The organism is Treponema phagedenis, assembly GCF_008153345.1.
GTDB lineage: Bacteria > Spirochaetota > Spirochaetia > Treponematales > Treponemataceae > Treponema > Treponema phagedenis.
Map to the genome: position 1 here is coordinate 2,727,553 of NZ_CP042818.1, position 13,958 is coordinate 2,741,510.

At 39.4% G+C, this 13,958-nt stretch carries 8 protein-coding genes; 6 read left to right on the plus strand and 2 right to left on the minus strand.

Features of this window, described 5'->3' with window-relative positions:
* The first annotated feature begins 79 nt into the window (after positions 1–79).
* From pcp to tkt, 4 genes are all read left to right on the plus strand, one after another.
* Positions 80–724 carry a pyroglutamyl-peptidase I gene (gene pcp, locus FUT79_RS11985; RefSeq protein WP_002696912.1) on the plus strand — a complete coding sequence of 215 codons (645 nt, stop codon included), beginning with the start codon at positions 80–82 and terminating at the stop codon, positions 722–724.
* A gap of 506 nt (positions 725–1,230) precedes the next feature.
* Entirely contained in the window at positions 1,231–2,040 is an 810-nt protein-coding gene (locus FUT79_RS11990; RefSeq protein ID WP_044634404.1) for a DUF4261 domain-containing protein, read from the plus strand.
* Between the two features lie 534 nt (positions 2,041–2,574).
* The gene (locus FUT79_RS11995) at positions 2,575–4,341 is read left to right on the plus strand and encodes a methyl-accepting chemotaxis protein (RefSeq protein ID WP_044634405.1); all 1,767 of its coding nucleotides are present in this window, start codon (positions 2,575–2,577) and stop codon (positions 4,339–4,341) included.
* A 901-nt stretch (positions 4,342–5,242) separates the two neighbouring features.
* A complete protein-coding gene (tkt, locus tag FUT79_RS12005) occupies positions 5,243–7,213 on the plus strand; it encodes a transketolase (RefSeq protein WP_044634407.1) in 1,971 nt (656 codons plus the stop codon).
* Positions 7,214–7,672: 459 nt separating this feature from the next.
* On the opposite strand, the gene FUT79_RS12010 is transcribed toward tkt, so the two are convergent.
* Positions 7,673–8,644, minus strand: a complete 972-nt coding sequence (locus tag FUT79_RS12010) for a tRNA-dihydrouridine synthase family protein (protein WP_024753204.1) — start codon at positions 8,642–8,644, stop codon at positions 7,673–7,675.
* 255 nt (positions 8,645–8,899) lie between these two features.
* On the opposite strand from FUT79_RS12010, the gene FUT79_RS12015 reads away from it, so the two are divergent.
* On the plus strand, positions 8,900–9,442 hold the full coding sequence (locus tag FUT79_RS12015; RefSeq protein ID WP_002696889.1) for a DUF2147 domain-containing protein: 543 nt from the start codon (positions 8,900–8,902) through the stop codon (positions 9,440–9,442).
* A gap of 568 nt (positions 9,443–10,010) precedes the next feature.
* Here FUT79_RS12015 and FUT79_RS12020 read toward each other — a convergent pair.
* A complete protein-coding gene (locus tag FUT79_RS12020) occupies positions 10,011–11,705 on the minus strand; it encodes a hypothetical protein (protein ID WP_024753202.1) in 1,695 nt (564 codons plus the stop codon).
* 285 nt (positions 11,706–11,990) lie between these two features.
* Here FUT79_RS12020 and FUT79_RS12025 point away from each other — a divergent pair, with 285 nt between their 5' ends.
* Positions 11,991–13,901, plus strand: a complete 1,911-nt coding sequence (locus tag FUT79_RS12025) for an MFS transporter (protein ID WP_187426862.1) — start codon at positions 11,991–11,993, stop codon at positions 13,899–13,901.
* Positions 13,902–13,958 lie beyond the last annotated feature (57 nt).

A 13,958-nucleotide genomic window follows, 5' to 3' on the forward strand; every position in this document is an offset into this window, starting at 1 on the left:
AAGGCAAAACACTGCATAATCACTGTGTTTTTTAAGATTGCTTAAATTAATTGTCTTAAATTTTTTATAGGAGAGTAAAATGAAAATATTGGTTACGGGCTTTGATCCCTTCGGCGGAGAGCGCATTAACCCCGCAATAGAATCGGTAAAAAAACTGCCTGATACGATTTTAGGTGCGGATATTATCAAACTTGAAATTCCGACAGTGATCGGAAAGTCTTTGGATAAAATAAAAGAGGCGGTAAAAAAAGAGAGTCCCGATGTTGTGCTCAGTATCGGGCAGGCGGGCGGCAGGTCCGACATCACGGTTGAGCGGGTTGGTATTAACATTGACGATTGCAGAATTAAAGACAATGAGGGTAATCAGCCGATTGATACGCCGGTAGTAAAAGACGGCCCCGCCGCATACTTTGTTACAATCCCGATTAAGGCTATTGTGGAAAAACTGCGGACAAAGGGCATTCCCGCTTCGGTTTCCAACTCGGCGGGAACTTTTATCTGCAATCATGTTTGTTACGGCGTTGCGCACCTTGCCGCCTCAAGCAAAAAACCGATGAAAAGCGGCTTTATTCACATTCCGTTTTTACCCGAACAGGTTACGGATAAACCGCCGCTCACGCCGTCCATGGCTTTAGACACCATCGTGCACGGAATCACACTCGCCATTGAGGCTATTATCGAAAATGATACGGATATAAAAGTTTCTGGCGGCAAAATTTGCTGAGGTTTTAACAACTATTTTTATGCTGCGGTTTAAGCGGCGAACTGAAAGACCCGATCCATTTTATCAAACGCATGAACCGTTTGCTTGAAGCATACCCTATTTATAAAAAAAAGAGAGGCAGCGTCCTCTCTTTTTTTGCCCATTGTTTTGTGTAGAAGCTTGTAATTAACTCCCATTATAATAGGAGCATTGACGATAATGGCTTGCCGATTCAGCATTTCTATGGTAAATTGCCGCGAATGCTAAAATCAGAACGGGTATGGACACCCGTGGTTCCACGTAAAAAACAGGGGGTCAGTACAAGTCGTCCTGCTCTGCGCGCAGAGGCTGTCGGGGGATGGTTTTTGGCGTGCGGAACTTTGGGGTTTTGCTTGGCGTTAGCGAGGTGTAGGCATTCCTATGGTAAATTACCCACCGTTGCGTTGTGTCGGGCTCTTTTTATAAAATTGTTTATGATTCATTAAAAACGCATCGAATCATCAAAAAATGTTACACAAGGAGAAGAGATGAAGAATTCAAAGAAAAAATCAAAGGAAAATCCGGTAGGTATTTTTGCAGGATTTGCCCTTTTGTCGAAAGCTCAATGGGATAAGGCAAAATTTATTTCCGATCTCAAAAAAAAATGGGGTTTGGACGCGGTTGTAAACAACGATGGCTGGGACAAGCGTCAAGATACATTAGCCTTCGAAGTCGGTAACATGATAGCAATGGTCGGTTTTGCATCTGTTCCTATTCCAAACGCCGAAGCGGAGGAAAATGCAAAATATAACTATTTATGGAACAAGGCTGTCGAAATGGCAAAGGCACACAAAGCTCATCTCGTAGTCGCGGTAGTTGGTAAAGAGAAAAACATAATAGAAAAAGGCAAGCTTTTCAGCAAAGTTATATCCTGCCTCTGCGATCAGGATACTGTTACCGGTATTTATGTCAATGGAACAGTGCTTGAACCGCAATTTTACAAAGATTACGCCGAAGTACTAAAAGACGGGGAGCTTCCTATTATGGTATGGATTTGGTTCGGGCTGCATCCGACGGAAACCTTTCGTGTATGTTGTTATACCAATGGGCTGAATGTATTCGGCAAGCCTGAAATGGAAATTCTGAACGCCGATGCCAATCCCAATGATGTACGGGATTTTCTTATTGATATGACATACTATGTGATAGATGCCGATGTAACTTTGAAAGGCGGAGAAAAAATCGGATTTTCAGACAATGATGTACACACCATCACTCGCAGTAAGGGCGTGTTCTTGCCCGGAATGACGCTAAAAATCAGTTATGAACCAAAAAAGCCTTTTGACGAAGAAGATTGATTGTGCGTGTTAAGTAATTTTGAAGACTTCTTAGAGCGATTGAACGGAAAAATCAAATAAAAGATACACTAAATCTGACAATGACTGCTCATTAAAGGTTTTTTTACGTTCGCTTGAAGGCTAACTGAAAACTTTGGAGTTTTTATTTCCGTCTAAGTATATTACTGCCTTTCCCGGTGTGGCTTCATCTCGTTGTGGGAATGCTTGAAATATGGCTTTAAAGGCATCTTTAGTCAGTGTGTTTGTAGCAGCGCAATGTGGTCAGTTTGGGTAGGCTGCTTATATTTAAGGATGTGAGTTGATTGTAACCGCAGAATAATAAAACCTATTTTTATAGTGGCTTGACACCCTGCTATTAGAGTATTGCAAAGATTTTATATTTTTTTATATTGTAAGGGTATACATTTTTTTCTGTTTTAGGGGGGTATAATGACAAGTGATACCGGTTTTAATCAACATGAGGCGATAGATCAAAGTAACGTCGCATTACCAAAACGAATTTTAGTGTATGATTTAATTGCAAATACTGCATGAATGCTGACAGCGGTTATAACAGTTTTAATTTCCGGGGCGATGGATGCTTCAATTGTGAATACAGCCTTAGCTTCAAAATTTTTTGTTGCTACAATTGTTATTCCGCCAGCGATAGTCATTATAAAGTATAAAAAACTTAATAAACACTTACAAAATTGGAAAGAAGATCTCCTAAGTGCTCAAAAAGCCATAGTAAGCTACCAACGAACTGTACCTGTAACTCCTATTGCGGTTTCTCTTGTTTCTCCGCTTCTTATCAGTCTTGAAACGGGAATAATTAAAGACTCTAATTTGTTTATGACATCCTATGTATTATCTGTTGGAAATGTTTTTGCTGTAGCGAGTTTTTTCGCCACACTCACAATTAGGCACCTTGAGAAATCTACAAATTTTATTCCATTAAATAAAGATTTACTCGGAATGTCGCTGACGAGTAAAATATTTATGATAAGTTTTTTTTCTTCCGTATCAATTGCTTTTCTCACACTCCTTCCATTCTTAAATAAAAATTTTGAACCTGAGTTTATAAATCTGGTTACTCGGCTTTTACCTTTGCATATATTTGGCATTGGATTTGCTGTTGTAAATATTGTTTCCGTTATGCGTGGAAATATAAATAGACTTATGCTTATTTATGACAATATTGAAAATTTATCTCACGGAAATTATAAGCTTGACGACATTGTAATTACTTCGCGGGATGAAATAGGTTTTTTAATGACTAATTTTAACTCGTTTTTATCATTTAACAAGCAATTTTTAAAAGATATTGACGTAGCGATAAATAAATCGAATGTAGTTGCGGATGAACTTGCCGCAAATATGAATGAAACTTCGGCAACTTTGCAACAAATAAGCGGAAATGTAAGTTCGGTAAATGAAAGTACACAAATGCAAACAAGCGGTGTGCTTGAAACCCAAGCAACAATAGAGCAAATTGCAAGAACGATTGAAAGCCTTGACAGAAATATTGAACATCAGGCAAGCACTGTAGCCGAATCCTCTTCTGCCATCGAAGAAATGGTTGCGAATATTCATTCGGTCGCGGATGTCTTGGAAAAAAATGCGATATCAATTGCAAATTTGGATAAACAGACGCAGACAGCTACGAATTCAACTCAAGAGGCCGCCACTCACATAGAAAAAGTTGTAGAGGCTTCGGAAGGTTTGCTTGAAGCGTCAAACGTTATTCAACATATTGCAAGTCAAACAAATCTTTTAGCAATGAATGCCGCAATTGAAGCCGCACATGCCGGAGAAGCCGGAAAGGGCTTTGCCGTTGTTGCCGATGAAATTCGAAAACTTGCGGAAGAAGCCGGTACACAGGGAAAACAAATTTCCGTAGTACTTAAAACGCTTCAGCAAGATATTGAAACTGTTGCTAATGGTGCCAAAACAGTTGTTACACAAATTACCGAAATATCGAATTTAAGCTATGCAATACGGGATCAGGAAACTGTTATAATGAATGCAATGGAAGAACAAACCTCCGGAAGTACGCAGGTGCTTGAAGCAATAAGGGATATTACTAAAATTACCGAAGAAGTACGGTTAGGTTCGGGTGAAATGCTTACGGGAAACACCGAAGTCGGAAAAGAGATGACACGTCTTGCAAACGGTGCACAGCAAGTTCAAAATAGTATGCATGAAATAAGCGGCGGAACAAACCAGATCGCAAGTGCTGTTGAGCAAATTATAACTATGAGTGAAGAAAACAAAAAAGCGATTATAACAGTGATGGGGCATTTGGCAAAACTTAAATTTTAGTCGATGCTGTATTAATTTAATAAGCTGGTGGAGAGTTTTTTAATAACTCGATCCGTTTTTTAATACATCTTGCAATAATCGTAAAAAATTGTATAAAAAAGAGTCCAGGTTAGTTTTTGCCGTCCTTGGCAAAAACTAACCCACGAGTTTTAAAGCTTTGCAAACAGTCTTGCTTTAAAACATCGTTTCTGTTTGGAACCACCGCCGTCCGTGGCGGTTCTGAGTTTTTGCCGTCCTTGGCAAAAACTAACCCTGCGAGTTTTAAAGCTTTGCAAATACTTTTGCTTTAAAACATCGTTTCTGTTTGGAACCACCGCACGGCATAATTTTGCCGTCCATGGCAAAATTATACCTGCGAGTTTTAAAAGCACTTGAAAGCGGCTGTGCTTTTAAAACGTCGCTGCTGCGTGGAACCACGGGCGTCCGTGCCCGTTCTGAACTTGACAACGGTGAGTAATTTACCATAGCGATGCTAAATCCACCAGCCATCATTGCTGATGCTTCACCTTGCATAACAGTAAGTTAATTACAAAACGCTACACTAAACTAAAAATCTTATCTTCCCAAAAGAGCTGCAAAACTCTTGATAAGATCATCGAGATAATAAAAAACTTGAAGCTCGTACAAGCATTATTGAAAAAAGAAAAGCCGACCGCTAATAGCCGACATCAATTCTTTGCTATCGGCTATTAACTTAATTTATGGAAGCGGTGTGCGGGCAGTAAAGCGATAAAAAGTATATAGAAACATTAGGATCTTGCATCCAAATCTCCTGCAAAGAAAAAACAAACAGCTTCGTGCTTTTGTCGTGCGCAATTATTATAAACTGTATTCAAAACTTTAAAAATAAGATATTATTTACAGATAAAAATATGCTTTAATTATCTGTGGAGGTTATTATATGAAAAAGAATGAATTAGATTCTATCGCCCTTTCTATAAGGAGTTTATCAATTGATGCAATCGAAAAAGCTAATTCGGGGCATCCCGGCTTACCCTTAGGAGCTGCCGAGCTTGCAGCGGTTTTGTATGGTAATATCTTGAAATATAATGCGGAAAATCCGAATTGGCATGATCGGGATCGCTTTATTTTATCTGCGGGGCATGGCTCCATGCTCTTATACTCAATCTTACATCTTGCCGGTTATCCTGTTACGCTCGATGATATAAAAACGTTCAGACAAATCGGATCCGTGTGTCCGGGGCATCCCGAATACGGCTACACTCCGGGAGTGGAAGCGACAAGCGGGCCGCTTGGTCAGGGTGTTTCGATGGCGGTAGGCTTTGCAATTGCCGAGTCAATACTTGCGGCAACGTATAATACGCAAGAATATGAAATCGTAAATCATTATACGTATGCCTTAGTTGGTGAAGGTTGTTTAATGGAAGGCGTCGCATCGGAGGCGTGCAGTTATGCAGGAACATTGCAGCTCGGAAAACTCATAGTTTTTTATGACGAAAATAAAATCAGTATCGACGGGTCAACCGAGATAGCTTTTACGGAAGATGTTGAAAAACGTTACGAGGCTTATGGATGGCAGGTGCTGCGCGGGTCCATGTATAATTATGATGAGATTGAAGCATTGGTAAAAAAGGCAAAACAAGATACGCGCCCTTCCCTCATTATGCTAAAATCGGTAATAGGAAAAGGGGCACCCACTGTTGAAAACTCTGCGGCGGCACACGGCGCACCGCTTGGAAAAGAAGGTGTTTTAGCGGCAAAAAAAGCTCTGGGGCTTGATCCAAGTAAGCCCTTTTATGTTGCCCCCGAAGCATATGCGGCATTTGCAGAAAAAAAACAAAAAAACGCCGCGCTTGAAAATTCCTGGAATACGGTTTTTGAAAAGTGGAGTAAGGCGTATCCCGAAAAGCGAAAAGCATGGGATCAGGCATTTACAAAAGGCGGAGTTTTAGCAGAGCTTTTAGAAAAGGTTGAGCAACCTTCCTACACAATAGAAGAAAGTATTGCAACAAGAGCGGGTTCCAAAAAAGCGCTTAATGCGTTTGCAAAAGTTTTGCCTAATCTTGTAGGTGGCTCAGCGGATTTACAAGGACCGAATGCGGTTGGAATAGACGGAGCAAAAGCTTTTTCCGCTTCTAACCGCAACGGTCGATATTTACATTTCGGCGTGCGGGAATTCGGCATGGCCGCGATTATTAACGGTATGCAATTACATGGCGGATTACGCGCTTTCTGTGCAACCTTTGCGGTTTTCTCCGATTACCTGCGCCCCGCATTGCGCCTTGCCGCTTTAATGAAAATTCCTTCCATTTATGTTTTTACCCACGACTCGATTTTTGTCGGTGAAGACGGCCCGACGCATCAGCCGGTTGAGACCTTGGCATCCTTACGTGCTATTCCGAATACATTGGTATTACGTCCCGCAGACGCTGAAGAAACCTCTGAAGCATGGCGAATTGCCCTCGCACATTCAACGGGACCGGTATGCCTTATATTGAGCAGGCAAAATTTACCGATACTCAAAAAAGAGGATAGCAATTGGCGAAAAACTATTGAATGCGGCGCGTATATTGTGCAAAAAGGCAGTGATACGCCCGAAGTCTGTATTCTCGCAACCGGCTCCGAAGTAGAGCTTGCATTGCGTGCTGCCGCTTTAAGCGGAAAAAAAGTCCGCGTTGTTTCGGTGTTAAGTAAAGAAAGCTTTGAAAAAACTCCCGAAGAATTAAAACGAAAAATAACCGGAACTGCAAAAATCATCACTGCCGAAGCGGGAGTCCGCCAAGGCTGGGAAGGATTGACGGAATCTCCGCAGAATTGTTTTTCTATTGAGCAATTCGGAGAGTCCGGCCCTGCAAAAAAAGTTGCCGAACACCTCGGCTTTACTGCGGAAGCTCTTGCAAAACTTTTATAAACAGATATTTTTAGTAAACGCTTTGCAAAAAACGTTTACTGAAAATACACACCGGAAACGGTGCTTTACTCAACAAAGACAGTGCAGCCTTTTGCTATTTTAAAACTTGAAGGTTACCTGCAAAAAGTTTTTAAGCAAAAATGCTAATCAAAACAATTGTAAAAACAATGTGTAAAAATAAGCATTTTTAAAGAGTCCGACACGGCGCAAGGGCGAACCCTTGGAATTTCTACCTTTGGTTCGCCTACGAGTTTTAAAGCTTCAATTTTACAGTTTTGTGTTGATGCTTTAAAACTTCGTTTAAAATTGAGCAACGGTGGGTAAACTTACCACAGGGAAAATGTTTCAAACCGAAAACATTGCGGACAATTCTCAGATCTGCCTGTGTACACGTATTCCTGCTCATAGCATTTTCGTAATTCCCAATACTAAAATATAAAAAAAACTTCCATCCGCCTTTTATCCACGCAAAAATCTGTCTTCAGGAACTTCGGCAAAATAGTGTTGCAGGCGTTTTTCGGCTTCGGGGATGTCCTCGGCATTTAATAAAAGGGTTTTGCAATAATGCGCAAACGTGAAGTTGTCGCAGTAAAGCGCAAAAAAACGCTGCATTCTTGTTTTCCAAAATTCTTTCGGCTGTTCTTGCTGCAAAAATTCTAAAAAAAGCAATGCGGTTTGGTAAAGGTCAATAGGCTTTTCAAACTGTTCGCCCCTTAGCTCGGCAAAAATCCACGGCTTTTGAATCATTGCTCTGCCAATCATCCAGCCGGCACAAGGGTACGACGATTGCATCCGCTGTAATTTTTGGAAAGAGTTGATGTCGCCGTTTCCGTAAATCGGAATGGGAAATTCTTCCGCCAAGCGGTGCGTAAATTCGTGCTTTGCGGGACGGGAATACTTTTGTTTTTGGGTGCGCGGGTGCAAAGTTATCAGTTCGCCTCCTTCATCAATAAGCATTTGTACAAAGGAGTGCAAAAACGCAGTGTTTTCCGTTATTCCGAGCCTCAATTTTACACTCAGCCGAAATGCTCTCCCCTGCGTTTTCTCATATTCATTGATTGCCTGCCGCACCGTCCGCACAAAGTGCGCGGTTTCCGTAAGCGGTTTTTGCATCCACGCAAAGCCCGCTCCGGATTGTACAATTTGAGGAGCGCAGCAGCCCATATTGAGGTCAACGCCGATGCCGCCTTTTTCCAGCACAATGGGAACCGCCTTTGCGGCGTATTCCGCATCATTTGAGGTAAGTTGCCACACAAGTTTTTCAGGCGCCGGCGCGGTATGCAAATACCAATCCTCAAATTGTCCTTTGCACACAAGAGAGGGACAATGAATCATTTCGGTAAAATATTCATCCGGGTCTGCAAATTGATGAATAAGCAAGCGTAAACCGGCGTGGGTAAGAGCTGCCATCGGTGCGGAAGCAAGAATCATACAAAAGACTGTAATACAATTTCGGATAAAAATCCAGTGCAAAAATTTACGGAATAAAAATTGAGTCCATTAATTTTCTATATTAGAGTTACAGAGTTTTTTATAGAAATTAAAAAAACAGTGAATTTTTGTAACCGTTTAGGGATAACTTTTTTAAAATTTTATGATATACATTTCTTGCAAATATTGTACAGCCGTTTATAAAAACGATGTAAAAAACGATATTTGCTATCAAAAGATTTTGGAGGTATATAAATGAAAAAATCTATGATTCTTCTTTCTATGCTTATCGTAAGTATAGCCCTTGCTTTTGCCGCAGACCCGGCGGAAGGTTTATGGAAAAGCATTGATGAAAAAACCGGAAAACCGACCGGCGTTTGGAACATCTATGTTGAAAATGACAAATTGTACGGAACAATGCTTGTTTGCATGGATCATAATCCGAAAGCAGCAGTAACCGCCTGCAAAGACAGCTACCCCGATTTTCCGAAAAAAGGTAAGGTCAAAAACATGGCGCTTGTAGGAACTCCTTTTATTTATAATTTGGTAAAAAAAGCGGAAGGTTCCTGGCATAAAGGCTATATCATTGATCCCGCAAACGGAAAGCGTTACCAGTGCAAAATTAATTTTAAAAAAGCGGACGGCAAAAAATTCAAGGTTGATACCTTACAAATGCGCGGCGAAATCGGGCTCGGAATAGGTCGTAATCAATGGTGGGTAAAATCTTCACCCGAAGAAGTGGCGGAATTGATTAAATCAAATGTGGTAAAACACGAGTTTGTCGAAGCCACCGAATAACGCATGTGGCTGCCCTTTTAAGGCAGCCGCTATTCTTGAATTATCAATATAAACAGCCGCGGATACACAAAATCTATAAAAACTTCTATCGGCGTTTTACAGCCAAGGATTTACGCCTGACATAATTTGATTTACGCCTGACATAATTTGTAATTAAGTTCACATTCGAGAATATGTCGACAATAAAGCTTACCGAATAAAACATTCCTATGGTAAACTGCCCACCGTTGTCAAACTCAGAACCGCTACGGACGGCAAAACTCAGAACAATGTAAAGCGATGTTTAAAAACTACCACACCGACATAAATAGGAGTTTTTAAACTCGCAGCACTGATTTAATCAAGAATACTAAAAATCAGGGTGTGGACGCCCGTGGTTCCACACAGAATTGAGTTTGAAAACTACCACATTTGTATAATAGGAGTTTTCAAACTCATAGGTTTGGTTTTGCCACGGACGGCAAAACCAAACCGTTGTGTCGAACTCTTTTTTAATAAAATTTTTTATGATCTCATATCAGATGAATTAAAAACATTATTTGAGGATATTAAAAAACGCTACGCTAAGTTATAATATCGAATCTACCAAAGCTTTAAAATCTTTATCAAGATTTGTAGAATTTTCTTTCGGTTTAACTGCAAAAAGTCCGTCTTCCATACTGATAATGCTGTCTTCGCTCGATAAATCAATCAATTCTTCCGCTTCGGCCTCTCCTACCGCTTCTAAACTTACGGTTGCTCTTTTATCAAAATAAGGAGATATAAATAAGCTGTCGGTATTGATTTTAGGAAGATAGGTAACTTCGTCGGCGTCGGAGGCTGCAAACAAAGAATCTTCAGAAAAATTACGTGGTTGTTCTGCATTGTTTGTAGCTTCGAGGATCGTGTTTTCGTTCATAGTTGCATGCAAGAGATTCTTTTCGCCCGCCGTTTCTATTTCATCTGCCAAGTCTTCCACACTTTCTAGCTCAGGAATATCGTTTTCAAAAACTTCTTGTATAACTAAACGATTTTCATCATCAGCATATATATGCTGAGTATTTTCTATTATTATCGGTTTTTCTTTTTTCTCTTCGGTTAATATGGAAACCATATTTTCCCACTCCTTATTGAGTAGTGCATCTATTTCTTTCTCATGTTTAATCAGAAATGTTCTGCTTATGCCGTTTTTAAATTCAGCGTCTATTTCTCTTCGTCTATATAGCATCTTTTCTTGAATTTCTTGTCGGTTTAATGCTTGTTTTTCTTTAAAAAAATCCTGCACTATCTGATTATAAAAATGCTCAATTCCGGTTTTTATCTTTGTAAGCGGATCCCGCCTGATATTGATTAGCAGGAAGCAAAATAAAAAAATGGTAACAAACCCGACAATAAGTAAAAAACCTTTAGATGATCGACTGAAAATAAATAAATTTTCAGGAACAAACTGTGCACATGCTCCGTATTTTGATTCTCCGCTGAGTACAATCCAGCTGATATTATTTGCCTGTATCGTTTTTTCCTCATTAAAATTACCGGACTCCCATTCAGTTAGTAAAAATTTTTTTATAGTATCTTCATCGCAGTATGGTAACCCAAGTGCAACTCCTTTAAAGGAAAAATCATCATCATGTATAAATTGCACGTTATCCGCAATTTGAAGTTTGTTAAGTGTAAATAAATGAGAAGTCAAAGCCTTTGTTGAAAGATAAAATAAAATCTTTCCGCGATAGTTATCATAAACAGTATAAAACGGCAAAGAATATACAAAGCTATTGCTTTCAGCATCCAGCAAGATTTCCGGCGTGTCAAGAGTATTGAAAAAATACTTAATCGGAATACTATGATTGGCAGCGTTATAGGTCTTATATGCAATACCGGCATCTTTTTGCGCCACAATATCTGATTTAAAAGAGCTAAACAAAAGAGAGCCGGTTTTTGGGTCTATAATACGGATACCTTTTAACCCGACAGTATCCGTTAAAAGCTTTTCTATTGCTGCTTCATATTCCATAGTATCTTTGCTTTTATATCCGATACCGAAATTCTCTTTTACTTCCTGCAAATTTGAAAATGCGGAAAAAGCTTTTAGTTTTTCTTCATGCCAGGTATCAATTATTGCTATAAGTTTATCTAAATGTTCATCCATTGTCCTCAAAACAGCCGGTTTATATAAATTTTTTTCAACAACCCGAAACAAGGTCTGTCCCTTTAGCAAAAAAAGAACTTCAATCAGAGCAAAAAGAATAATAAAGCAAAACAGTGCTTTAACACCGACACGCACAAAAACCTCCAAAACTTGTATTACACAAATAGAATTATATAACATTTTGATTATTTTTTCCAGCATCGGCACATTTTAATTTTATTACGCGTGTAATTTTTACAATTGCAACAAACAGTGGTTATTAAGAAAGGCATCGCTTTTGAAATATAGGCTTTTAAGCGGCATAAAGCATATTTCATAAAATATTGTTTGTACTTTGTCCGATTTTTCGCTTTGTTAAAATTCGGTTAAAAAGACACAAAAATCTTGTGTTCCGGAATGAGGTATTGTATAATACAAGCCATGAATACAAAGCGGAAAAAAATGACATGGCGAGTATATCTTGCCTACGGTGCTGCTGATTTATACGGCGGAGGCTGTTTTTTTATTGTAACCACGTTTTCCATGTATTATTTGGTAAACGTAATCGGTCTTCACCCGGTTCTCGCCGGTTTAATTCCCGGAATCGGGAAATTTTGGGATGCGGTTTCCGATCCGATGATGGGGTATATTGCGGATAATACACCGCAAAACAGGTTCGGAAAAAGGCGAGTTTGGTTTTTAGTTTCTATTGTTCCGATTGCCCTCTCGTTTATTCTTATTTGGTTTCCGTTCAGCGGAGAAAGTCAAATTGGAAAATTTATTTTTTATACAATAGCCTATATCATATTTTTTACAGTTACAACGGTATCCTATGTGCCGTACGCAGCCCTCAGTGCGGAAATAACAAAGGATTTTTCAGAGCGCAATAAGCTTAACAGCTCCAGACTCATGTTTTCGTTTATTGCGACCTTGCTTGGCGGGCTTTTAGCTCAGCCGATTATTGACTATTTCAATGGCAGTAAAACCGGTTATTTTGTAATGAGTTGTGTTTTTGCCCTCATTTTTGCCCTCCCATGGATACCGCTTTATTTTGAAACATGGGAATTGCCACAAGATGCCCCGCAGGAAAAAGAAAAAGAATCGTTTATTAAAAATTTTCTTTCCCTGTTTAAAAGCCGCTCATGCAGAATCCATATTGCGATGTATGTATTTTCGTATGGAACGTTAGATATTTTTATGTCGCTCATTTTATTCTATATTGTGGATTATTTGAACAAAGGAAGCGTTTTTGTTATCGCACAAGGCACATTGCTCATTGTCATGATGTTGAGTTTGCCGATACACAGTTATTTTATAAATAAAAAAGGACATAAACCCGTGTATCTTACCGGACTCATAATATTTGCACTTTCAATTTTACTTATGGCTTTTCACCAGCCGAATACAAGCAGTATATTTTTAATTTTAAACATGGTTATCATGGGCATTGGCATTTCCGCGAACAATCTTATTCCGCATCAGCTTTTGCCCTTTTTATCGGATATTGACACGGTGATGAGTGGCAAAAATCGGGCGGGAACGTATTCGGCGGCAATGTCTCTTATGCGTAAACTGTTTTTAGGTCTTGTAATAATGACCTCTATCGGTTTTGTGCTAAGCGCTATCGGATATAAAACCCCTGTTCCCTCAATTTTAACTCAGGCGCAATTGAACGAGGCGAAGGAGTTGAGCAACAAAAATAACACGCCGTTTGAAAAAATTGAAAAATATTATTCATTACAGGAAGACGGAAATCTGCACTTAAAATACCTGAGCTTGGATACTGATACTATTATCGCAAACCTATACAAAAAAGAGCTCGAGAAGAAAAATAAAAATGCGGAAAAGCATGCCTCATTTTTTGAAAATAAAAAAACATTTCCTGAAATTCCTTCAGAGATTTTTGAAAATTTTATAGCGGCATCTTTTGATAAAAAAGATTTTTCCCAAGCGAACAGTCTTTTTTTCCTGACCTCATCGTATACAAAAGAAGGAGCGGTGTATAAAAAAATTGAGCCAGAAGGATTTTACACAAAAGACGATCTTTACCATTTAAAGGAAACACTTGATGCAATAGACTTTAAATATTCAGGCATCGGGCAAGTGCAAAAGCCGCAGCAAAAACAAAGCACGCTCATCGGTATAAAAACCTCTTTCATTCTTATGCCGCTTTTTATGCTTATGATTGCAATTATCATCGGCTTTCAATTTAAACTTACCCCTGAAAACCACGCAATCATACTTACAGAGATTAAACGCCTCGAAGCAGGCGGCAAAAAAGAAGACGCCGATGAAAAAACAAAAGAAGTTTGCGAGCTCTTAATCGGTATGCCCTACGGAAGAACGGTATAAGTGTTTATCTGAAATGAAGGCACAAGGGCGAAACCTTGGAATTCTACCTTCGTTTCG